The sequence below is a fragment of the Sagittula sp. MA-2 genome (genome assembly GCF_030126985.1).
Classification (GTDB): domain Bacteria; phylum Pseudomonadota; class Alphaproteobacteria; order Rhodobacterales; family Rhodobacteraceae; genus Sagittula.
The window spans coordinates 2,498,238-2,518,130 of the sequence record NZ_CP126145.1 but is presented as its reverse complement, the minus strand read 5'-3'; the positions used below and the strand labels follow the sequence as shown (position 1 = coordinate 2,518,130).

At 64.1% G+C, this 19,893-nt stretch carries 23 protein-coding genes and 1 pseudogene; 14 read left to right on the top strand and 10 right to left on the bottom strand.

Features of this window, described 5'->3' with window-relative positions:
- The first annotated feature begins 6 nt into the window (after positions 1–6).
- From QNI11_RS12160 to QNI11_RS12110, 11 genes are all read left to right on the top strand, one after another.
- Positions 7–246, top strand: coding sequence for a hypothetical protein (locus tag QNI11_RS12160; protein ID WP_283980332.1), 240 nt, complete (start codon positions 7–9; stop codon positions 244–246).
- Positions 243–2,360 (top strand): hypothetical protein, encoded by a 2,118-nt coding sequence (locus QNI11_RS12155; protein ID WP_283980331.1) that lies wholly within the window; start codon positions 243–245, stop codon positions 2,358–2,360. The genes QNI11_RS12160 and QNI11_RS12155 overlap by 4 nt, the downstream gene beginning before the upstream one ends.
- The gene (locus QNI11_RS12150) at positions 2,360–3,052 is read left to right on the top strand and encodes a hypothetical protein (protein WP_283980330.1); all 693 of its coding nucleotides are present in this window, start codon (positions 2,360–2,362) and stop codon (positions 3,050–3,052) included. Before QNI11_RS12155 ends, QNI11_RS12150 begins: the two co-directional genes overlap by 1 nt.
- Positions 3,049–3,636: a hypothetical protein gene (locus QNI11_RS12145; protein ID WP_283980329.1), complete on the top strand. Its 588-nt coding sequence runs from the start codon at positions 3,049–3,051 to the stop codon at positions 3,634–3,636. The genes QNI11_RS12150 and QNI11_RS12145 overlap by 4 nt, the downstream gene beginning before the upstream one ends.
- Positions 3,633–4,055: a hypothetical protein gene (locus QNI11_RS12140; RefSeq protein WP_283980328.1), complete on the top strand. Its 423-nt coding sequence runs from the start codon at positions 3,633–3,635 to the stop codon at positions 4,053–4,055. Before QNI11_RS12145 ends, QNI11_RS12140 begins: the two co-directional genes overlap by 4 nt.
- The gene (locus tag QNI11_RS12135; protein ID WP_283980327.1) at positions 4,045–6,216 is read left to right on the top strand and encodes a fibronectin type III domain-containing protein; all 2,172 of its coding nucleotides are present in this window, start codon (positions 4,045–4,047) and stop codon (positions 6,214–6,216) included. Before QNI11_RS12140 ends, QNI11_RS12135 begins: the two co-directional genes overlap by 11 nt.
- 18 nt (positions 6,217–6,234) lie before the next feature.
- Entirely contained in the window at positions 6,235–9,162 is a 2,928-nt protein-coding gene (locus QNI11_RS12130) for a fibronectin type III domain-containing protein (protein ID WP_283980326.1), read from the top strand.
- A gap of 57 nt (positions 9,163–9,219) precedes the next feature.
- Positions 9,220–9,807 (top strand): hypothetical protein, encoded by a 588-nt coding sequence (locus QNI11_RS12125; RefSeq protein ID WP_283980325.1) that lies wholly within the window; start codon positions 9,220–9,222, stop codon positions 9,805–9,807.
- Positions 9,804–10,607 (top strand): lysozyme, encoded by an 804-nt coding sequence (locus QNI11_RS12120; RefSeq protein WP_283980324.1) that lies wholly within the window; start codon positions 9,804–9,806, stop codon positions 10,605–10,607. The genes QNI11_RS12125 and QNI11_RS12120 overlap by 4 nt, the downstream gene beginning before the upstream one ends.
- Positions 10,604–10,846: a hypothetical protein gene (locus tag QNI11_RS12115; protein WP_283980323.1), complete on the top strand. Its 243-nt coding sequence runs from the start codon at positions 10,604–10,606 to the stop codon at positions 10,844–10,846. Before QNI11_RS12120 ends, QNI11_RS12115 begins: the two co-directional genes overlap by 4 nt.
- Positions 10,847–10,981: 135 nt before the next feature.
- Entirely contained in the window at positions 10,982–11,185 is a 204-nt protein-coding gene (locus QNI11_RS12110) for a hypothetical protein (RefSeq protein ID WP_283980322.1), read from the top strand.
- 158 nt (positions 11,186–11,343) lie between these two features.
- Here the strand turns inward: QNI11_RS12110 and QNI11_RS12105 are convergent, their stop codons facing one another.
- Positions 11,344–11,610: a hypothetical protein gene (locus QNI11_RS12105; RefSeq protein WP_283980321.1), complete on the bottom strand. Its 267-nt coding sequence runs from the start codon at positions 11,608–11,610 to the stop codon at positions 11,344–11,346.
- Between the two features lie 137 nt (positions 11,611–11,747).
- Between QNI11_RS12105 and QNI11_RS12100 the strand changes: the two genes are divergently transcribed.
- Complete coding sequence (locus tag QNI11_RS12100) at positions 11,748–11,933, top strand: hypothetical protein (protein ID WP_283980320.1); 186 nt, start codon at positions 11,748–11,750, stop codon at positions 11,931–11,933.
- An 891-nt stretch (positions 11,934–12,824) separates the two neighbouring features.
- On the opposite strand, the gene QNI11_RS12095 is transcribed toward QNI11_RS12100, so the two are convergent.
- The 4 genes from QNI11_RS12095 to QNI11_RS12080 all read right to left on the bottom strand — a co-directional run bounded on the left by QNI11_RS12095 (position 12,825) and on the right by QNI11_RS12080 (position 14,809).
- The gene (locus tag QNI11_RS12095; RefSeq protein ID WP_283980319.1) at positions 12,825–13,331 is read right to left on the bottom strand and encodes a hypothetical protein; all 507 of its coding nucleotides are present in this window, start codon (positions 13,329–13,331) and stop codon (positions 12,825–12,827) included.
- A gap of 327 nt (positions 13,332–13,658) precedes the next feature.
- On the bottom strand, positions 13,659–14,150 hold the full coding sequence (locus tag QNI11_RS12090; RefSeq protein ID WP_283980318.1) for a hypothetical protein: 492 nt from the start codon (positions 14,148–14,150) through the stop codon (positions 13,659–13,661).
- Positions 14,140–14,400, bottom strand: coding sequence for a hypothetical protein (locus tag QNI11_RS12085; RefSeq protein WP_306418193.1), 261 nt, complete (start codon positions 14,398–14,400; stop codon positions 14,140–14,142). Before QNI11_RS12085 ends, QNI11_RS12090 begins: the two co-directional genes overlap by 11 nt.
- Positions 14,401–14,527: 127 nt before the next feature.
- Entirely contained in the window at positions 14,528–14,809 is a 282-nt protein-coding gene (locus QNI11_RS12080) for a hypothetical protein (RefSeq protein ID WP_283980317.1), read from the bottom strand.
- A gap of 300 nt (positions 14,810–15,109) precedes the next feature.
- On the opposite strand from QNI11_RS12080, the gene QNI11_RS12075 reads away from it, so the two are divergent.
- Positions 15,110–15,535 (top strand): hypothetical protein, encoded by a 426-nt coding sequence (locus QNI11_RS12075; RefSeq protein ID WP_283980316.1) that lies wholly within the window; start codon positions 15,110–15,112, stop codon positions 15,533–15,535.
- Entirely contained in the window at positions 15,532–15,945 is a 414-nt protein-coding gene (locus tag QNI11_RS12070; RefSeq protein WP_283980315.1) for a hypothetical protein, read from the top strand. Before QNI11_RS12075 ends, QNI11_RS12070 begins: the two co-directional genes overlap by 4 nt.
- A gap of 426 nt (positions 15,946–16,371) precedes the next feature.
- On the opposite strand, the pseudogene QNI11_RS12065 reads toward QNI11_RS12070, so the two are convergent.
- From QNI11_RS12065 to QNI11_RS12045, 5 genes and pseudogenes are all read right to left on the bottom strand, one after another.
- A pseudogene (locus tag QNI11_RS12065) lies at positions 16,372–16,710 on the bottom strand (ABC-type transport auxiliary lipoprotein family protein); the annotation flags it as partial.
- Between the two features lie 12 nt (positions 16,711–16,722).
- On the bottom strand, positions 16,723–16,983 hold the full coding sequence (locus QNI11_RS12060) for a hypothetical protein (protein WP_283980314.1): 261 nt from the start codon (positions 16,981–16,983) through the stop codon (positions 16,723–16,725).
- Between the two features lie 2 nt (positions 16,984–16,985).
- On the bottom strand, positions 16,986–17,855 hold the full coding sequence (locus QNI11_RS12055; protein ID WP_283980313.1) for an MlaD family protein: 870 nt from the start codon (positions 17,853–17,855) through the stop codon (positions 16,986–16,988).
- A gap of 26 nt (positions 17,856–17,881) precedes the next feature.
- Entirely contained in the window at positions 17,882–18,655 is a 774-nt protein-coding gene (locus QNI11_RS12050; protein ID WP_283980312.1) for an ABC transporter ATP-binding protein, read from the bottom strand.
- The gene (locus QNI11_RS12045; RefSeq protein WP_306418192.1) at positions 18,655–19,497 is read right to left on the bottom strand and encodes an ABC transporter permease; all 843 of its coding nucleotides are present in this window, start codon (positions 19,495–19,497) and stop codon (positions 18,655–18,657) included. Before QNI11_RS12045 ends, QNI11_RS12050 begins: the two co-directional genes overlap by 1 nt.
- Positions 19,498–19,893: the final 396 nt, after the last annotated feature.

The window sequence follows — 19,893 nt, the reverse complement described above, 5'->3', positions numbered from 1 at the left end:
TGTCCGATGGTAGTCGAGGCGCCGCAAACCGTCGAGGGCCAGCAAGTCTGGGACCTGGCGATGCACTGCGGCGGCCAGGTCCGCGCGGTCCCCGGCCAAGTGATCGGTTACGACATGACGGCGGTCATGGCCATGGGGCAGGCGATGGGAGTGCCGCCGATGGCGACCGCCGTCCTGATGCCGCACATCGAGCGGGCGCTGACGGCCGCGCTGAACGAAAGATCCTCTGAAGGAGCGCAGTCGTGACGCAGCGCAAGGTGACCTACCGTGCGGAACTCGACGGCGGCGCGCGCGTCAAGTCCGAGTTCCGGGGCATCGGCCAGGCGGGCAAGGAAGCCCACGACACCATCAATACGTCCTCGAAGTCGGCGGCCAAGTCGGCGGAGGTCTTCGAGCGCCGGATCCGGGCAGAGGAGCGCAGCTTCCGTGCCCTGAAGGCCAGTGTAGATCCCGCGTATGCCGCGCAGGTGCGCTACGCCGGTGCCGAGGCGCAGGTGGCACGCGCGGTGCAGCTCGGGGTGGTGTCGAAGCGCGAGGCGGCGCAGGTGCTCCAGCAGTTGGAGGTCAGGACCAGGGCCACCGCGAGCGCCATGGAGATGATGGACACCGCGACGGTCAGGTCCAACCACGGGCTTCGCAACGCCCTGTTGCAAGTGAACCAGATCGGCCAGCAGGCAACGGCGACAGGCAACCTGATGGGCGCCGTCGCAATCCAGTTGCCGGACATCCTTGCCGGGTTCGGCGGCATTGCGCCGCTGATCATCGGTGCGGCTGCGGGTCTCGCGACGGCGTTCCTGCCAAACCTTATGAAGTCGGGCGAGGCGGCAAAAGAGGTGAAGATCAGGCTTCAGGAGGCCTATGGTTCCGCGCGCACGGCGCTGGAAGAAGCCGAACAGGCGCAGCTTCGCTACAATGCCGCGATCCTGCTGGCGAAAACCAACCAGGACATCGTCACACCTTCGATCCTGAAGAGCTTGAGCCTGGAGGCGCGGGCGCGGGAAGCCTTGGCCAGACTGGAAGAGGCCAAGCTCGAACGGCAAAGGCGCGATGTCGAGGCGTCTCTCGCCGCCGACCGGGCGGTACTGGACAAACAGCTGGCGGACGCACTCCTGCAGGTCGAACGGATTGCTGAGTTGCGCGCCGAGGCGATGAACCAGCCTGCCGGCGACCTGGGATCGCAAGCAACCTACACCAACCTTGAACGGGACCGGTTGGCGGTTGTCCGGCAGGTGCTTGGCGCCAACGAGGATCTCGTCCTTTCGATCCGCGAGCAGCAAGCGCAGCTCGACTTGGTGAACGCGCAGTTGGGCCGCAGTAGCGACGAGGCGGTGGATCTCGTGGATGCGCTTCTGGAGGCGTCGAAGAACGGCGAGACCCTCGGCAAAACTGACATTGCCGGGGGAATCCGCTCGGCGGTAGACGAGTCTTTCGCGCTGGTGCGCAACCTCGGGATGGGTCTCGATCTCGCGCGCAGGATCGCATCCTGGGGGCCGCAGGGCATGCCTGGGACCACGCCGCAACAAGGTGGCCGTGGCGGCGATCCTCGCACCATGGGCGGCAGCTTCTACGACTGGCAGACCCGCGATGCGCCGCAGTTCCTGGACAACTGGACGCCGCCAAAGGCTGCGCGGGCCGCCCGCGGCGGCCGGGGCCAGAGCGCGGCGCTGAAGGAGCAAAACCGCCTGATGCAGGAGGCCGCCCGGATGACCGAGGCGAACCAGACCGCACTGGAGCGCTACAACGCGGAGGTCGAACGCGCCAACATGCTGCGCGAAAAAGGCTTGATCAGCTCCGACACACACAACCGGGAACTGGTGCGGCTGAAGGAGAACCTGGACAAGGCGACCGAAGCGCAGCGCCAACTGATGGGCATCGCCCAGCCGGTGAAGGATGCCCTGGTGAACTCGCTGATGGGGCAGAAGAATGCCGCGGACCAGCTACGCGAGGCATTGAAGCGCGCGGCCATCGAATATGCGCTTTTCGGCACCGGCGGCTTCGCCCGCAAGGGAAGCGGTTTCAAGGGCCTTCTGGGCAACGTGTTCTCCAGCATTTTCAGCTTCGATGGCGGTGGCTACACGCCGCCGGGGCCGCGCTCTGGCGGTCTCGACGGCAAGGGCGGTTTCTGGGCCGTGATGCACCCGAATGAACGCGTCGACGATCTGACGAAGCCGGGGGCAGGGCGGGGCGGTGGCGGCCGGGTCGAGGTGGCGGTCGGAATCGACGGGAACGGGTCGCTGATCCCGGTGATCAAGCACGTCGCCGGCAATGTCACGGCGCAAATGCTGGGTGCCGGGATGCAGAGCATGCAGCAAGGTTTCGGCGGGCAGCTCGACTCGCTGAACGCGCGGGGGACCTCCTGATGGAGCGTCCCATCGTGACCCTGCCGCCGGCGTTCCTGCGCGTTCTGAATGTCGACTGGGACATCGACTGGCGCGAGACTTCGCTTGGCGATTTCAACGAAGGCACGACCCGGACGCAGTTCACCGGCTTTCCCCGCTGGATCGGCGCGCCGAAGGTGAAGCTGAACCGCGCCCAGCTGGGCCAATGGCGCGCAATCCGGGCCACGGCGCAGGGACGCCGCGGGATCTACCGGATACGCATGGACGACCCGGCAGTCTTCCCGATCGGGGCGGTGGGCGCCAGCGGCACGGTGATCTCGCAAGGCAAGACGACTGCCGCCGGCAACCTGTTCTCGAACGGCAAGGGCTGGGAATACGCGCCGTTTGCTCTCGCTGCGGCGGATCATGCCGCCGGGGCGCAGGTGATCCGCGTCGATGTCTCGTCGTGCAGCGGCTTCGTGCCGGTGGTGGGCCAGATCATGAGCCACGATTCCTGGCCATTCCAGGTGACCTATGTCCGTGACCGGGGCAGCGACGTGCACGAGATCGGCCTGCAGATGCCGCTGCGCGCAGCGATCACGCAGGGCGACATCATCCAGCTGCGCGGTGTCGGTTTCTTCGAGGCCGCTGAAACCGGGATGGGGCGCGTCGACTACGACCGCACCCATCGGGCCATGCCCGAACTGCGGTTCATGGAGGTTCTCGCGAGATGAGCTTTTTTCCGGCGGGCTTCGACCCGCGTGCCGGCGTCATCGGCTTCCTGAGCCTCGTGGAGATCGACACGACCGACGGCACCTTCCGCTTCATGCTGGGGCAGGATGGCCGGTTCACCGACTTGAACGGGAACGTCTGGCTGGGGTCGGCGCTGGGGGCGGTGACGGCGCTGGAGAGCGCGATCGGGGGCATCGCTCCGTCCGGCTCGCTGTCGATGTCCTACTTCCAGGACCCGACGATGGATGACGTCATCCAGCAGATCAAGACGCTGGGGGTCGACTACGTCAAGGGCCGCGAGGTCCGCTTCTTCCTTCAACCAATCGGGGATGTCGCCGAGTTCTCGGCGCCTCGCTTCGCACCGGTCCGCTACATGACTCGGATCAGCCGACAGCTCAGCTACAAGTTTTCCGGGGCGCAGGACCGCCGGATCACGTTGTCGTTCGAGGCGTGGTCCGAGGGGCGCCGCGCTGCGCGGCGCATCGCCCTCAACACCGAAGGCCACAAGGCACTGACCGGGTCGGACAACCCGTCGCTGAAGTACATGCCGACCGTCGACTTCGAGACCGAGAAGCTCTTCGGATGAGGCTTGTCTACCAGATCATGAACCGCTGGATGGGCACGCCGTTCGTCTGGGGCGAAAGCGATTGTTGCCTCGGGCTGGCGGATTGGCACCGCCTGGTGAAGGGAGGCGACGACCCGGCCGCTGCACTGCGGGGCGCGTATTTCGACGCGGTGTCCTGCCAGCAGCTCTGCGGATGGTTCACCCGTCCCGTCGAGGTCATCGAGGACTGCCTGGCCCGTGTCGGAGGCCTGCCGCGGGTCGAAGCGCTGGCGGTCGGAGACGTGGCCGTTATCGTCATTCCTCGGAAGGACCGGCCACTGCCGGCAGGGGCGATCTGGCTGGGGGACTGCTGGGGCTGCAAGGGGCCGGAAGGGGCAACGACGCTCTCGCCGAACCTGGTGCGGCCTTTGGCCTGTTGGGGGATGGGCTATGCGGAATAGGTCGCTGGCCGTGGCGCTCCTCGCGTCGACATGGCTGACACCGACCGAAGCGCACGCCATGCCGCCGGTTGCGGCCCTGGTGGCCGGTCTGACCGGCGGGGCGCTCTTCCCGGTGGCCGGGATTCTCGGCCAGCTTGGCGCTGTCGGTTTTTCGACGGGCTTTGCCATTGGCAGCGCGATCGGAGGGTCGGTGATCGGCCGCGCCCTGCTGGGCATCGGCCTGTCGGCGCTGGCCGGGTCCTTCACGCCGAAGTTCGACGTGCCGAAGTTCAACGTGCCGGAACCCTCGGCGCAAATGGGCAACTTCGCCCAGCCGGTCTCCTATGCGCAATGGGTGTTCGGTCGCACTCGGAAGGGCGGGCCGCTTGGCTTCACAAAGGCATCGGGCAGCCGCCGCTATTACGTGGTGATCCTGGCAGCCCACGAGATCGAGGGCATCGCCGAACACTGGATCGACGAATACACCGTCGGGCTCGACGCCACCGTGACCGACTTCGGATCGGCCAACTTCCTCACGGCCGGGGACGGCGGCGGCTATACCGCGCCGGACATCATCAAGCCTTATGGCCGGGTCGAGATATTCCGGGGGCAGGTGGGGCAGACCGCCAATGCTGGCATGGTCTCGACCTTTACGGAGATCACCAGCGACTTCGACTTCGAGGGGCTGGCGGGCGCCGTTGTCTGGGCCTCGCGGACTTCGCCGCAGAACTTCAGCGGCGTGTATCCGAACGGTCGCCAGTGGGTCTACGCGCCGGTGATCGACGGGCTCAACCAGATCTACGATCCGCGCGACGAAACCTACAAGTACACCGCCAACGCGGCGCTCTGCATGGCGTACTGGATCACCGAGGTGCTGGGCGGGCAGGTGGACTGGGACGAGGTGGCCGAAGAGGCCGACGTCTGCGACGAGACGGTCCTGAATGCGGACGGCGAGTCGCTGGCGCGGTGGGAGATCAACGGCACGATCTCTGACGATCAGGAGTTCGAGACGCAGCGCGGGCAAATGGCTGGCGCCTGCGATGCGTTCTTCTACGAGCGGACTGACGGCAAGGTCGGCTTCAAGGTCGGCAGGTGGATCGAGCCTACCGTCACGCTGACCGCCGGCGACTTCCTCGACTGCGAGATCACGGAAGGGCAGTGGGGGGCCGACGCGCCGAGCGAGATTGTCGTCAAGTACGTCGAGCCGGACAACGCCTGGCGGCAGACACCGTCCGGTACATGGGTCGAGGACGCGAGCGCCCGGAAGGTCACATCCGAGCCGGAGCTCTACCTGGTTCGCCATCACAACCAGGCGGCACGGCTCGCCAAGCGGCTCGCCAAGGTGCAGCGGCCGCAATACCAGATGAAAGGTGTGATCGGCCCGATCGGATACGAGCTGATCGGCCAGAGGTTCTTCGCCCTCGACCATGCCGGTCTCGGGATCACCGTGGCCTTCGAGGTGCGGACCCTGCGCCGCGTCGACCTTGCCCTCTTCGAGATCGAGGCCGTGTCGGTTCAGGAGTCTGATTTCGACTTCGTCGCTGCCACGGAGGAACCGCAGCGCCCGGAGTTCGAGGCCATCGAAAGCGGGTTCGTGAGCCCCGACATCACAGGCTTTGCCGCGGTCCAGGGCGACGGGGCGTCGATCGTCGTATCGATCGATCCCCAGCCGGAATACGTCTGGCAGCAGATCCGCTGGAAGACGGCGGCGGCCAGCCAGTACCAGAGCGTGACGATCACCGACGGCGCGACCGAGTACATCATCACCGGCTTGCTGGACGGCACCACCTACGACGTGCAGGCGCGCAATGTGTCTGCCGGGCTGATGTCCAACCCGTCCGACTGGCTGACCGATCCGGCGACGCAGGTGACGACGGTCGGTAACAGTACGGCGCCTTCAAGCTTGGCGACCTTCTCGGTGACGGAGACCGGTGGTGAGGTCGACATCACGTTCCAGGCGGCGAACGACCCCAACCACTACGCCACCAGGACCTATCGAGGCACTACCACGGTATTCGGCGACGCAACCCTGATCGACACGGACTACAGCGGCCCCAACCAGGTCAGCGGATTGACCGACAGCGGTCTCGCCGCCGGAACTTACTACTATTGGGGCGTGCCGGTGAACGCTTCCGGTGTAGCGGGCCCTGCGTCCGGTCCCGAGACCGAAACCATCACCTAAAGAAAAACGGAGGCCGCAATGGCTCTACCTCCCCGCACCATTGCGCAGGGCAACCCGCCTGCATCCGATCACCAGATCAACCAAGAAGACCTTGGCGACTGGATGGAGGAAGTCCAGACAAGCGTTGACAGCATCTCGTCGCTGGGTGATCGCGTCTCGGTCATTGAAGGTGACTATGCAACGGAAACCGCGCTTGATGTCGAGCGCGCGCGGATCGCCACGCTGGAAGCGACATCCGGAGCCGAGACTCCGCAGGGCGCCTGGGCGCCGTCGGGAGGCTCTTTTCCCGGCGGCGGGACTGCGCAGACCGGTGACTACTGGGAAGCCACGGATACCGGAACAATCGACAGCGTGTCGTTTGCCGCCGGTGACCAGATCATCGCGCTGGTCGATAATGCCAGCACCTCGACGTACGCTGGGAATTGGTTCAAGCGGGAAGGTGGCGCTGTCACGTCCGTCGCGGGCAAGACCGGCGAGGTGGTCTTGACCAAGTCGGACGTAGGCTTGGGCAATGTCGACAATACTCCGGACGCGGACAAGCCGGTCTCAACGGCTCAGCAGACCGCGCTGAACGCAAAGGCACCTCTGGCAGGCCCGGCCTTTACGGGTTCCGTTGACATGAGCGGCGCGACGAGCGTGACCGTTCCGACGCCGACGGCGGGCACGGAGGCGACGACCAAGACCTACGTGGACGATGCTCTGTCCGATTTGCGAACATCGGCGCTGCTGTCCAATCTCGACCGGGCTGCGGTCGGAGTGGCGGAGGCCGCTTCCGCGCCGCTGTTCCTCCTCGATCCCGCCTACATGTTCCAGGAGCGCACGGTTAGCGCCAGCACACCTGCCGAGGTGGGCGATGTGTGCGGATGTGTCGTGTCGCCGGATGGTGCGTTCTATCTCCTGTCGCTGTCGGATGGGACGCGGGCGACGGTGCAGCAAGACGCGAACGGGAACCTACGCCTGCCCGGCCTCGGGGCCAACTATGTGATTTTCACGGCGGCTGGTGCACGCTGGACGCCTAGCACAACCATGACACATGTCGGGGCATGGATGGGCACAGGGCGCGTTTTCTGCGTCGGCAAGGACGCTGGGTTGTCCGAGCAGCTCAACCCCTCATTCAAGACGGGCGTGGGGCAGGCTAACGACACCACTTATGGCGGCTTCGAGGTGTTTGCAGACACGCCCGACCCTATGCACTTGCCCTATGTGATGACGGTGAAGCGGCAGCCAACGGATGTTGCGGCGTACTACAATCTGGACGCGGGACGCCGCGCCCCGGTGGTGGCTCCTGCTGACAGTTCCGCATGGACGCGCGAAGTCGGTCTATTCATGGGCCGCACTGGTGTCAGCACGGCGGGTGGGACTGGGACAAACTATTTCTACGGTGGGCTTTGGGCAGACGGGGCGTTAACAGACGGCCAAGTATTTGCCGTCCAGTCCGCTCTGTACTCCCGCATCGTGCCGGATGAGGCCGTGTCCGCAGCGAAACAGCCGACCATCCTCGACTTCGAGGAGGGCACATTCCTGTGGCGCGGGGTAACGCGATCCCTGACAGACCTGACCGACAATGGCGGCGGCAGCTACACCCTGCACGACATGTCGTCATGGCGGCATGGACGAACCATTGTCGCTGACGTCACCATTGACCAAGCCGCAGGCAGCTACAGCGGCGACCTGTTGCTATTCAACAGCGGCAATACCGAGCCGGAACGTCTCAAGGTTTCGGACGCGACGACATTGCTATACGGGCCGGGCGGGCTTCCCGACGATACAGCCCTGCACATGAAGACCATCAACGTCGCCACAGACGTGGTGGAGCGGGCGCGTGTGGTCTTGGTCGTGGAGCCCGGCGCACTCGTCCGAGCGTATGTGTCGGAGCGTTTTATTTCTCCCGCTGACATTTCGTACACGCGCGCGATCCCGCCCACGTCCCTGACGATCAACACGGCGGTCACGGGCGCGACAATCGAGCGTGTGGCGATCTACCCGGAGGCTTACAAAGAGGATGACCCGCGCTTCGCGGACATCTTCGCGGCAGACCGCAACACGCTGCACATCTTGGGCGACAGCTTCACGGCGTGGGGAACCTTTGACCACCAAGCAAAGATTTATGCTCTGGCCGAGGCGCAAGACCCAGGCTTGATCACCTCGTCAGATGGCGTTGGAGGTGTGGCCTTCTGGGAAGGTAACGGCGTCGGCCACTCTCAGCGATGGGCGCGGACCCCGTTTCAGTGGTCCAAGACGCTGATCCTGCTGGATGGCGGGTCGGAATATCACCTGAAAGGCACCACCATGACGGCGGGTGCAATCATGAATATTGTCGAGAAGCTGCGGCACGGGGGAGCCGGAGACAGTTTCGAGCGACGGTGGGCAATCGTCGAGAGCAACCCTATTAACGCTATCGGCACCGGGACGCGGACTACGTGGGAAGAGGGTAACCTGTTCTACAAGCTGATTGCCACCAAGGGCAGCCCCAATCCCGACCTCATGTTCATCCCCGTATTGGAGGCGATGTTTTGCGCATATACCGACGCCAATGACATAACGGACGTGGGCAATGGTATTTGGCCGCGCAGCCTGACGAGCGACGGGACGCACCCGTTGGAGGCAGGTCGCGTGATCCATGCGCAGGCGATCTATCAATTCTGCGTCGATCGTGGCTGGATAACCGGGACCGCATCCACTGTTCCGGGTGTACCGCAGAACGTCACCGGGGGCAGCGGAACGCTCACTTGGGACGCCCCGGCGGATGACGGTGGGCACCCGATCCTCGGCTACCTTGTGGAGCGGAACACCGGGTCTTGGGCGGCTGTAGCCACGCAGGGCAGCCCGAGCGGTTACACCAAGCAGTACATCCGCAGCATGACCGGTCTTGCCGCTGGAGATTACCGTGTTGCGGCGATCACGAGCACAGGTACCGGCAGCTTCGCCACGGCAACGGTGACTTGATCGAAGCCCCGCCCGCCGACGCCTGACCCCATCCATGAAATGCAATACGGGGGCTGAATGACTACCGACGAATTTCCACACACGATCCGCGGCCGGATCATCGAGCTATCTAAGGTGCTTTCAGCCTTCGCGGTCATCCTCAGCGCGGGTGGCGTGATCTGGGGTTGGTTCGGGCCTATATCCGAGTTCTTCGACCGACTCGACCAGTTGGTCGAAGACGTTGCCCAGCTGCAGGAGGACGTGGCGCGGGCGAATGGTGACGACCGGGTGATCCGTCAGCCTGCGGGCCTGAGCTACATCCGCGAGCCTGTGCGGCAAGGCGATCCGGTGGTCATGATCCTCGTGGCGTCCAGAACCAAGCTGGGGGCGTCGTGCCGCCTGACCGACTGGGTGCCGATCTTCACGGACGAGCAGAACATCCCGACGCCGGGTCGCCGCGCTCGTTCTGGTCCAATCGCCCGCCAGATCGATCGCGACCTGCAGACCCTGCGTATCGAGATGGTCCCGCCAGACGAACTGCGACCAGGCCGTGTCTCCGTCTACCTGACCCTGACTTATTCCTGCCCGTCACCCGACGGTCCTGCAGTCGTCCAGGACCGCACCGACGCGCTGCCTTACCTCCTGATCGAAAGGAACGACCGATGAAGATGATCGCGAACTGGCGCGACGTCGCCCTGCGCGCATTCTCGATGTGGGCCAACTATCTCGGCATCCTCGCGTTGATCCTGCCCGAGCTGATCTTCTGGCTGACCGGCGTCGACACGAACCCGCGCATCTGGTGGAGCCTCGGGCTTGGCCTGATCGTTGCGGGCATCATCGGGCGCCTGCTGTCTCAGGGCGGTCTCGACGGCGATCCGAACACGCGCTGGACCTCGCCGCTGACCGTCGCCGCCGCGTTGTTCGTCGTGGCATTGGGGCAATGGCCCGGCAAGACGCAGGAGCCCGTGATCCCGGCCGATCCGCCGGCAGCTGTAGGCGCCCCGTCAGAAGCCGCCACGCTGGCCTACCTGCTGCCCCTGCTGGAGCACTGGGAGGATGTGCGGCTTGTGGCCTATCAGGACATCGTGGGTGTCTGGACGGTCTGCATGGGCGAGACACAGAACGTGCAACCTGGCGACACGTACACCCTTGAGGAATGCCGGGCCATGCTGACCCGGCGAGCGCTCGAGTACCGGGCCGGTCTGCACAAGCGCCTGACCCGCACCACGCTGGAAACCCGCCTTACCCCGCAGCGGGACGCGGCCTTGACCTCCGTCACCTACAACGTGGGCGTAGCCGGGTTCGGCGGCAGCACGTCGGTGAAGCGCCTGAATGCGGGCGACATCCCCGGATCGTGCGAGGCCCTGACCTGGTGGAACAAGGCGGGCGGCCGGGTGATCCGCGGTCTCGTGAACCGGCGGGCCGAGGAATACCGGCTCTGCATGATCGGGGTGTCCGGGTCATGACCGGCTGGAGGGCATGGGCACTGGCCGGGGTGGTAATCGCAGGCCTGATCGCCGCGCTGATGCTGTCGGTCGAGCGGCGGACCCGGGCGGAGATCGAGAAGGACGCCGCCACCGGACGGATCGAGAACATCGAAGGCGCAAAGGAGCTGCGTGATGAAACGGACGATCTTGAGACTGACCCTGACGCTCTGCGCCGCGAGCTTCGTGACCGGCTGCATCCCCGGCGTTTTGACCAGTGACGCTCTGTTCAAGGACGTGAGCCGACGCCCGCCGGATGCGCGGCCCGAGACCGTCGACGCGCTGGTGGCGGACCCCGCATTCGGTGCCTGGGTGGTCTATCAGGACCGCGCCTGTGATCGGTGGGGGTGCGCACAATGATCCTGCTGACCATGACCCTCTGCCTCGCTGCCGGCGGGGCCAACGCGGAATGCCACACCTCGAGTCGCATCGTCCCGACCATGCTGGAATGCCGGAAGCGCAGCGACGCCATGGCGGCCTATATCACGGAGACCGCGCAAGCGCCCGGGGTGAAGGTGATCTTTCTCGGGTCGGAGTGCAGCACGGGCGTCGACGGGTAAGATCTGCTCCGCTTTAATAGTGGGATTATCCCACTATTCCCTACCTTTACAAAGCCCCGCCCGGTGTGACATCCGGGCGGGGCTTTTTTGCGTTTCGGGGGTAGGGGTCTCGGGTTGCTATCCGGACGTGCCCGGCGACCAAGCCTTCAAGCAAGGTGTCACTCTACCAAGCAAACGAAGAATCCCTCCATACGATGTGTGGAGGTTTTCTTGGTGTATTGAAGATGGGCTTCTTTTCCAACCGAAGCACATGCAGACTGAGCTGTTTCAAACGCTTCATTAGGTAGTGGACCGTTGTTGAGCATGCTTGCTACGACCGACAGGCTATACCCGTTGAAGCTGACAATAGCCGGGTTAGTTTGCAGATTAGTGTCTTGGGCCGCTGCCGGAAATGCCGCCGCAAGAAAAATGATCAATGATCGCATGGCCAAAACTCCGGGTTTGAAATGAGCACATCTTCTTCTCCGCGAGCTTCGTCTCAATCATTGGCTTGCGTCAAGGGCTCAACGCAGTCAGCACTCAAAGCGTGCTTTCGTGTTCTTTGTACGGAGGTAGTAGTCTAATGCCCTGGCCCCAGACCATCCCCGCGGACCTGCGCCGCGACCTCGACATGCTGGAGACACTGCGCGGCCCGCAGACCTCGCAGGACCGGTGGGGTGCCATCAGGGAGTGGCTCATCCGTCACGGCGTCGAGGCGCCGGAGGATCTGCCGGTTGAGCCAGAGCGGCGTCCCGAGATGGATCAGTGACCGGACGCCTCGCGAGGCATGGTCTACGAAGTGCATGGTGGTTCACTGAACCTGTGTGAACCGAAAAAGGTTGGATAGGCAGGGCAAAAAGCTTGAATAAAAAGAGCGCCCTTGGCCAAAAATCAATAGCTTGAGGTGGAAGGGCTTCGTTTACACCGAAGATGTCGGGAGTTCGAGTCTCTCATCACCCACCACCTTATCCCCTTGAAATGAAAGAAAACCCTTGTATTCAAGGGTGTTTCAACATTTTTCTGTTACAAAGTTGGTTACAAAATGGGGTGGGATGGGTGGCAAGCCCAGGCACTTTCTGGAACGGGAAGGACGGTTCTATTCGCGGATCGTGGTCCCGAAAGAACTGCGGTGAAACATCGGCAGGTCAGAGCTGCGTGCCCCGTTGGGCGCTGATCGACGGGAGGCGGCTCGCAGGCATCACGTCGAAGTGGCGAAGCTCATGGCCCTGATCACCGCGGCTGAACAGGAACTGGCCCTGACCACCGGCACGCCCGCTGCCCAGCCGCGCTGACCCATGTCCGGCGAGGAAATGGCGCAAATGAATTACCGGTTTCGTGTGGAGCAAGACGCTGAAGCACGCTGCTCACGCGAAATCAATGGGTCCTGAGCCTAATGAACGCGGACTCCAAAGGGAGCAGGTCATGCTTGACACGGCTTCGCCTTCTCCGTCTGCCGCAACATACCGGGTTAAATTTCTCGGCACCCAATATGCTGACAGTTGACGGCAAGATGATGCAGTTACCGGAAAGCGCGGGGCGGTGCATATAAGCTGAACCTGCGCAACTGGATCGCCCGCAGCCCTCGCGATCTTGGTGTTCGGCGCAGTAGCTTCGGTGATGGCCCTGACCGCCACCATGGCTTTCTCGCCGCCAGACGGGTTCACAAGGGAGGGGGCGTGTCCGGATGCGTCGGCATGCCTTCGTTTTCGGCGGCCCGGATTGCCTCTCTGTCTCGCACACTTTGACCGGGCGACTTCGACGATGGCCCGGTCGCACCGGGTTCCGGATTCGCGCGTCCGGAATAGAACTGCCGCAGCTGAACCTCGGAGACACCGTCGGCCTGCATCACGAGACGGACCATCGGGTCAGACAGCATTTCGTCAAGGAAGAACTCGGACAATGCCCTGCCGGTCAGCTTGTCCCTCGCGCGGGCCCGGTCCAGGTCGGCAAGGGAAACGGTGAGCGTTCTCGCAAGGCCCGGATGCGATGCCCTCGGGTGCAGTTTTACCAGAACCGAGGCTTTCCAAGCCGCAGGATCCAGTTGATCAGGGGGCGAAGCCAACTCCGTTTCGATCTCGTACTCTCCCGCCGGGAACGTCTCGGCAAGGCTGGGAACCGTGAATGGCCGCGAAAAAACCGCGACGGTCTTGCTCGTCAGCTCTGTCACCTTCGTGGTCCTTCGCCTTGGTGGCGCGGGTAGGCCCAGCCGAACTTGCGGACAGAGCGCATAACCCTCTCGTGTTTCAAGATCTTTTGGGCGTCTTTGGCGCTTCTGTGCCACCGGATTCGGCTGCGTTCGCCTCGATGGGTCTGGCGGCGGTTTCCGAAGGCTTCGGTTTCAGTGCCGCCTTGGTCCAAGCGATTAAGTTCTTGAAAGACATGTTAGAGATCCTCTGTTTGCGTGCGGTAGATAATGTGGGCGGCTCGAAACTCGAGCTTCACGCCAGATCGTCGCGATAGACCGCGCAGATCGCGAAAGCCTGAATGGAGGGTCTCACGGCATCGGCCATCCGAGGGACAACCGGTGTAAGGCCACGGCTGCGAGAGCATGTTCCTTCCGGCTGGAATCGCCCCGAAACTGTCCGTCGACCAGCACCTTCCAGATGCCGTTCCTCTCGCTGACCTGAACGCCATCCGCCTGCCTCGGCTGGTTCAGCGCAATGCCTTGGGCCTGGTTGGCTTTCGGCGGCACGGGTGCCCTGCCGGTCGAAGCACTTCGCGCCTCCTCGGGCGGGCTTTCCTCTACAAGCTGCATCACGGCACGAATGAACTCTTCGGCATAGTCGTCGGTTTCGCGGTGGTCGTGTTCGCGCTTGGCCATGTGCATCGGCTCGATAAACCGCTGCCGCAGGTGGTCGCTGAAGCGGGGTTCCGTTCGCGCCTTGCAGGCAATCAGGGCCTGCAACACTTTGTCATGGGCCAGAACCTGTCGTTCAAAATCGCTCGTCTGCGGTGGCAGCGCTGACACGAGAGCCTTAGCCTTCATTCGGGGCGCCCCTGTCTTCGGGCGCAAGCATCCGGTCGATGTCGAGCGCTGCAAGACAGGCCAGTGCGATGTCACGGTTCGGGGCATCCGTCCCCGGCATTGTAGCCCAGCAGGCGGTCATGAGGGCGCCGCGTTTCTGATAGGTGGCGGCGACCCGGATCGTCGCCAGCTTGTCTGCCCGCGCCTGGTCGGCGCGCGCCAAGTCGAGGCACACAGGCACCATCGATGCCACGACGTCGTCTCGGGACATCTCCATTGCTCTCGCATACGCGGTTCCGCCAGTCACCCAGCCGCCCCATGTATAGCGCCTGCGACGCCGACGAAGACCGCGCCGGTCAGCACCCCGTAAACCCCGGGTTTGGGCCATTCGGGAGTGTTCATCTTCCAACCCCTTGCGGCGACATCGCCGCCTTGCTGCATGTGCCGGTCCAAGCCGCATCCTGGCTCAAGACCTCTTCAAGGTCGTCTTCTGTCGTCGGACGGAGTTCGCGCTGACGGACGTGTCGGCCGCTGCCGCACACCGCCAGAAATGTCGCGATGCGTATGTAGGCTTCGAAACTCAATCCCTGCAGCAGTTCCTCCACCACCAGGGTGTCGTAGGTGCCAGCGGGCAGTTCGTCTGGGTAGCCCGGCAGGGTGAACGGGTTCGAAAAGGTCATTGCAGATCTGGTTGATCGCACGGTCGTGCAAGATCTCCGCTAAGGGGGCGCCGACTTGTCGCTCGCCCGTGTCAAAGGCTGGACGAGTCCAGGGGCAGGGGGTCGAAAGGCACCTCTCCTTGTACGTCCGGTGCCGTCGGACAGCGCTGACCCATGTTAGCCCCGCTCACACAACCGGGTGCCAATTCCCCGGATAGCCGTGCCGACACTGACCTGTGTCAGCACGACGAAGCCGGGCCGCGCATATGCTTGGGAAAACAGGCGCGGCCCGCGTTCCTGCAAACAAGGATTGGAAAGACGATGGAAAAATCCAGTGTCCTCACCCCGCACCCGCCAGAGTTCGGGCGATTTCTCTTTGCCTCGGTCGGTGAAGACCGGAACGGGCATGGCGTGACGGTTCTCTCGGCGCTCGCAAGGCTTGGCCTCGATCCCTGGACGGAAACCGCCGAATTGGTCGCGCTTGGGCGCGATGCGGCGCGTGCGCGATTGGGATCGCTTCTGGCGCGATTTCGGGATGTTCCGGCTCTCGCAAGCGAGCACGCGCGGGTTGCCGGCGACCTGAGCCAATTGCTCCCGCAAGGACCGACCCAAGGCAGTGCGACACGCGCTGCATGGTCCGTCGCCAATGGCCACCCCAGGTTTGGCAGCGCAATATGGCTGGTGACGGCAATTGTCTTCATGCTGCTTCAATTGGCCATGGTCGGCGGATCGGTGTCCGGCGAATGACTGGTTCCAAAATCTCCGAGGGGACGCTCGCACATGCGTCGCACAGAAGCGGGACGCTTTCGCCCAGTGAGCAGGGTATTCTCTGGGACCATGAAGAACACTTCTGGACCAGTGGTGCCGACAGCGCGCAGGCGATGACAGCGACCAACGCTGTCATGATTGTTCCCTATCCGCCCGGCATCCTGCAGGGCGACCAGATCCAGATACACCTTCGCCAGAGAAGCGGCTGGCGATCCGTCGCCATGACGGAACGGCGCGTCACGCGGTGCCGGGACATCGCCATCCTGACTTACCGGGTCTCGGCGGAGAAACCCGAGGTGGCGGTCTTCAAGGCACTGTGCGCTTCGACATACCTCCGCGATGAAGGGGCTTGGCTCAGACTGTCGCACCAGCAGACTCCCGTAAACTGACGCGCGCGCTTTATGCACCGACCGGACCGAAGAAGACCGCCACTCTCAAGCATTACCCCGACGCGGCGACGACGCACATGACGGCACCGAGACCAACTAGGAACTCGACGCGGCGACCCACGCCGTGGCGTTAGCGCCGTCGCCTGACCAAAGACCTGGGCGTACCCTCACCGAATTGGCGGCCGGGTCCAGAAATTCGGGACAGGAACCGGCAGGATCGATCCATACGCCATGGTCTTCGAACGTTGGTTTCTGGTCCATGTGGACCGCGCGCTGCAGACGCCCGGGATGACGACAGAACCGACCTACTACCGGTCAAACGGTTTCATAGTCTGCGTGTCTGTGCCGGGCACCGGCGGCACCGCCCGCCTTGCCACTTGATCGCGGGTGCCGGAACTTCGACGCCGACCTGGGGCGGTCGGGCGATCAGGTCAGCGTCTGCACCCAGACGACAATCCTGCCAAGGACAAGCTGCGTGACCCCGTCGAGTCCCTCGATCAGCGCCGCCGTGCTGTCCGATGTGACCTTGGCGGTGTTTTCGAAGTGCCGGATACCCGCAACCGACCGGTCGGATTCACGGATCAGCGTCATCTGCATGGATATGCGAACCTGCGCTTGATCCGGCCCGGTCAGTTCGGCCTGAAAGGCCTGAACTTCGGCCATGAGTGTATAGTCGGGGGTCAGCCCGGCCCCGACACGGGTGACCAGCTCCAAACCTCCCCGGTTCAGAAGTGACTGAACCAGAAGGCTCTGCACCATGGCAGGCGTCGGTTCGGATCATCGGGCATCGGGCAGATACTCGGCCTGCCGTGGCGTGATCTTGATGAGGACCCGGTCCGTCGACAGCTCACCCGCAGAGGTAGGCAGTTCCACGACCAGATGGCCGTCGCCACCCGCCCTTGTCCCGTCGGACTGCAACGGCGACAAGGTGTAGGTGTCCAGCGGATCGCTGGCCCGGGACACGGCGGACACGGCGCTGCAGCCGGACAGGCTGGCCGCGGCGGTCAGGGATAGAAACCTGCGGCGCGAAAGGATCATTCTCACCTCCTGTATTCCGGTGTTTCATTGCCGAGCAGGAACCGTCCGGGATCACTGCCGATTTGTCGGGCAAGCGCATCGAACTGGGCGATGACCCCGCTTGCATCCTGTATGAGCGCGCTGGTCTGCGCCGACAGCTGCGGCAGATCGGCCCGAACGGCGCCCGCAAGACCTGCAATCGAGTCTCGGGACTCGAGGGCAACCCCGCGCAGATCATGAACCAGCCCAGGAATTTCACCCTCCAGCAGGCCTGTCGCGGCAATGGCCCCGGCCTCGGTCGCGTCAAGAACGGTGTCGATCCGGGCCAGGGTTTCTTCCACGCGTGAGGTCAGCGCATCGATCCGGCCCGTGGCGTCACGCAGATTGGTGAGGATGCCGGCGATGGCATCGCGGTTTTCCGGCGTGGCAAAGCTGCGAACCTCGGCGATCAGGGCGGTTGCTTCGGCCACGAGATCCGGGCCGGTCAGCATGAGGTCCTGCACGACAGAGCGTTCGGAGCGGATCACCGGGACGCCGTTGGGCGGCACGGGTTTCAGGTGCTCGGCCTCGGCGCTGCCCCCTTCGAGCGCGATGAATGTGACACCCGTAAGTCCCTGAGCGGCAAGCGTCGCGATCGTGTCCGTGCGCACCGGCGTGCTGGCGAAAAGCTCCACGCGCACCCGCACCAGCGCGGGGTCGTCCCGATCGAGCGCAATCGTCAGGACGTGACCGACATCGACGCCGTTGTAGCGCACCGGCGAAGTCTGGCTCAGTCCCGCCACGGTGCCGAACAGGATATCGTATTGCGCATAGGTGCGGTCGAGCTGGACCTTGGCGAGCCAGAGCAGGAAGCCGAGCCCGACCACAAAGCCGAAGATGGTGAAGAACCCCATCAGAATGAACCGTGCGCGGGTTTCCATCAGCCCTCCGCCGCCGTCAGGGCCGCATGCGCACGTGGGCCATGGAAATAGGCATGGACCCAGGGGTCCTTCACATCGCGCAGTTCCGCCATCGTGCCGGTGACCAGAACGCGCCGTTCAGCCAGCACGGCGATCCGGTCGCAAGTTGCCTGCAACGTGTCGAGATCGTGGGTCTTGAGGAACACAGTGAGGCCAAGCGCCGCGTGCAGCGCGTTCAGCAGGCTGTCGAAGTCCGAGGCGCTGATCGGGTCGAGCCCCGCCGTCGGTTCGTCGAGGAACAGGATCTCGGGGTCCAGCGCAAGCGCCCGCGCGAGGCCCGCGCGCTTGCGCATGCCGCCCGACAGGGCCGCGGGAAAAAGCGCGCCAGCCTCGGGCGGCAGACCGACGAGAGCAATGCGCAGATCGGCCAGCGCCCGCCGCGTCGCCGGATCAACCGAGGTGCGTTCGCGCATCGGCGCCTCGACATTCTCGCGCACGGTCAGGGAGGAGAAGAGCGCGCCGTCCTGGAACATCACGCCCGTGCGCGCGCTGGCCCCTGACCGCTCGGCAGCAGAGCCGTGCAGCACGTCGCAGCCCAACAGCGTGATGTCACCGTCACTGGGTGTCATGAGCCCGACGATGCTGCGCAAGAGCACCGATTTCCCGCTGCCGGAGGCCCCGACGACGCCCAGCACCTCGCCGCGCCGCACGTCGAGCGACAGGTCCTCGTGAACGACCGTGGACCCGAAGCGGTTGGTCAGCTCCCGGATCGAAATGACGGTGTCGGCGTTCATCACACCCCCCAGACCGCGAAGAACACGGAAAACAAGGCATCCACGGCGATCACGAGGAAGATGGCGATCACGACGGCACGTGAAGTCCGCATGCCCAGCGATTCCGCGTCGCCTTTGACCAGCAGACCTTGCTGGCATCCGACGAGCGCGATGATCGCGGCAAAGACAGGTGCCTTGGACAATCCCACCAGCGCCTGCGTGGCATCGGTATTCGCCAGCAACTGGGTCCGGAACTGACTGGGCGATATGCCAAGCTGCGTCCACGCCATCAGCCCGCCGCCAAAGAGGCCCGCCAGGTCGGCGACCAGCCCGAGGATCGGTAGCACGATGACAAGCGCCAGAAGGCGTGGCAGGACCAGAAGGTCGACAGGGTCGAGCCCGAGCACGCGCATGGCGTCGATCTCCTCGCGCATCTTCATCGAGCCGATGGCCGCGGTGAAGGCCGAGGCGGATCGTCCCGCGACGATGATTGCGGTCAGGAGCATGCCGAGCTCGCGCAGGATCGAGACGGCGATCAGGTCGACGACAAAGACTTCGGCGCCGAACTGCTGCAGTTGAGCAGCACCCTGAAACGCCAGCACGATTCCGATGAGGAACCCCATAAGCGCGACGATGGGGATGGCACTCAGCCCGACCGCTTGCATGTGATGCACCAGCGCTGTGATCCTGAACCGGCCCGGATGCCGCGCGGTCCCGGCGAGGCGTGCCATGACAAGACCGACGAAGCCAAGGCCTTGTGCCAGGTTGAGCAGCGCCCGGCCCGGCGCAGCGCCGACTGCAACGACCACGTCTCCGACCCGCTGCAATGCCGAGCGGTCCTTGGCGACAATGCCAGACCGCATGGCATCCCTGACCGCTTCGATGAGCCGCCTTTACGCGTTATCCGCGCCGGTCAGGGGCCGTCCGCCTTGTGCAAGCAACCACGCGCCGGACATATCCAGTCGGGTGACGCCCGCCAGGTCCAACGGCAAATCCTGCCCGGTGCGGCCGATCTGTCGGCGTACATCCTCCAGAGTGACAAGCGTGACATGTCCCGTCAGGCGATGCGGCGACGCGTGGACCGTTTCATCCATCGAGCAACGCAAGGACGGTTGCGAAGGTCTGATTGAACCGGGGTCTTCCGTGGGCTCCCGGAAAGGGGATGGCGCCAGATGTGGGCGCTGATTGGGGCAAGGGCATCTTTTCAGTTCCCTTTGCATCGACCTCGATCCGTCGTTCGGTTCTGCGGGGTCTGACAC

Bases quoted from the DNA above. Each gene is read 5' to 3' on its own strand.
- QNI11_RS12105 (WP_283980321.1), bottom strand. From the start codon at position 11,610: ATGCGATCATTGATCATTTTTCTTGCGGCGGCATTTCCGGCAGCGGCC.
- QNI11_RS12070 (WP_283980315.1), top strand. From the start codon at position 15,532: ATGACTGGTTCCAAAATCTCCGAGGGGACGCTCGCACATGCGTCGCAC.
- QNI11_RS12115 (WP_283980323.1), top strand. From the start codon at position 10,604: ATGACCGGCTGGAGGGCATGGGCACTGGCCGGGGTGGTAATCGCAGGC.
- QNI11_RS12130 (WP_283980326.1), top strand. From the start codon at position 6,235: ATGGCTCTACCTCCCCGCACCATTGCGCAGGGCAACCCGCCTGCATCC.
- QNI11_RS12150 (WP_283980330.1), top strand. From the start codon at position 2,360: ATGGAGCGTCCCATCGTGACCCTGCCGCCGGCGTTCCTGCGCGTTCTG.
- QNI11_RS12055 (WP_283980313.1), bottom strand. From the start codon at position 17,855: ATGGGGTTCTTCACCATCTTCGGCTTTGTGGTCGGGCTCGGCTTCCTG.
- QNI11_RS12045 (WP_306418192.1), bottom strand. From the start codon at position 19,497: ATGCGGTCTGGCATTGTCGCCAAGGACCGCTCGGCATTGCAGCGGGTC.
- QNI11_RS12135 (WP_283980327.1), top strand. From the start codon at position 4,045: ATGCGGAATAGGTCGCTGGCCGTGGCGCTCCTCGCGTCGACATGGCTG.
- QNI11_RS12060 (WP_283980314.1), bottom strand. From the start codon at position 16,983: ATGATCCTTTCGCGCCGCAGGTTTCTATCCCTGACCGCCGCGGCCAGC.
- QNI11_RS12140 (WP_283980328.1), top strand. From the start codon at position 3,633: ATGAGGCTTGTCTACCAGATCATGAACCGCTGGATGGGCACGCCGTTC.
- QNI11_RS12075 (WP_283980316.1), top strand. From the start codon at position 15,110: ATGGAAAAATCCAGTGTCCTCACCCCGCACCCGCCAGAGTTCGGGCGA.
- QNI11_RS12090 (WP_283980318.1), bottom strand. From the start codon at position 14,150: ATGAAGGCTAAGGCTCTCGTGTCAGCGCTGCCACCGCAGACGAGCGAT.
- QNI11_RS12145 (WP_283980329.1), top strand. From the start codon at position 3,049: ATGAGCTTTTTTCCGGCGGGCTTCGACCCGCGTGCCGGCGTCATCGGC.
- QNI11_RS12100 (WP_283980320.1), top strand. From the start codon at position 11,748: ATGCCCTGGCCCCAGACCATCCCCGCGGACCTGCGCCGCGACCTCGAC.
- QNI11_RS12120 (WP_283980324.1), top strand. From the start codon at position 9,804: ATGAAGATGATCGCGAACTGGCGCGACGTCGCCCTGCGCGCATTCTCG.
- QNI11_RS12080 (WP_283980317.1), bottom strand. From the start codon at position 14,809: ATGACCTTTTCGAACCCGTTCACCCTGCCGGGCTACCCAGACGAACTG.
- QNI11_RS12125 (WP_283980325.1), top strand. From the start codon at position 9,220: ATGACTACCGACGAATTTCCACACACGATCCGCGGCCGGATCATCGAG.
- QNI11_RS12110 (WP_283980322.1), top strand. From the start codon at position 10,982: ATGATCCTGCTGACCATGACCCTCTGCCTCGCTGCCGGCGGGGCCAAC.
- QNI11_RS12050 (WP_283980312.1), bottom strand. From the start codon at position 18,655: ATGAACGCCGACACCGTCATTTCGATCCGGGAGCTGACCAACCGCTTC.
- QNI11_RS12160 (WP_283980332.1), top strand. From the start codon at position 7: ATGGTAGTCGAGGCGCCGCAAACCGTCGAGGGCCAGCAAGTCTGGGAC.
- QNI11_RS12085 (WP_306418193.1), bottom strand. From the start codon at position 14,400: ATGTCCCGAGACGACGTCGTGGCATCGATGGTGCCTGTGTGCCTCGAC.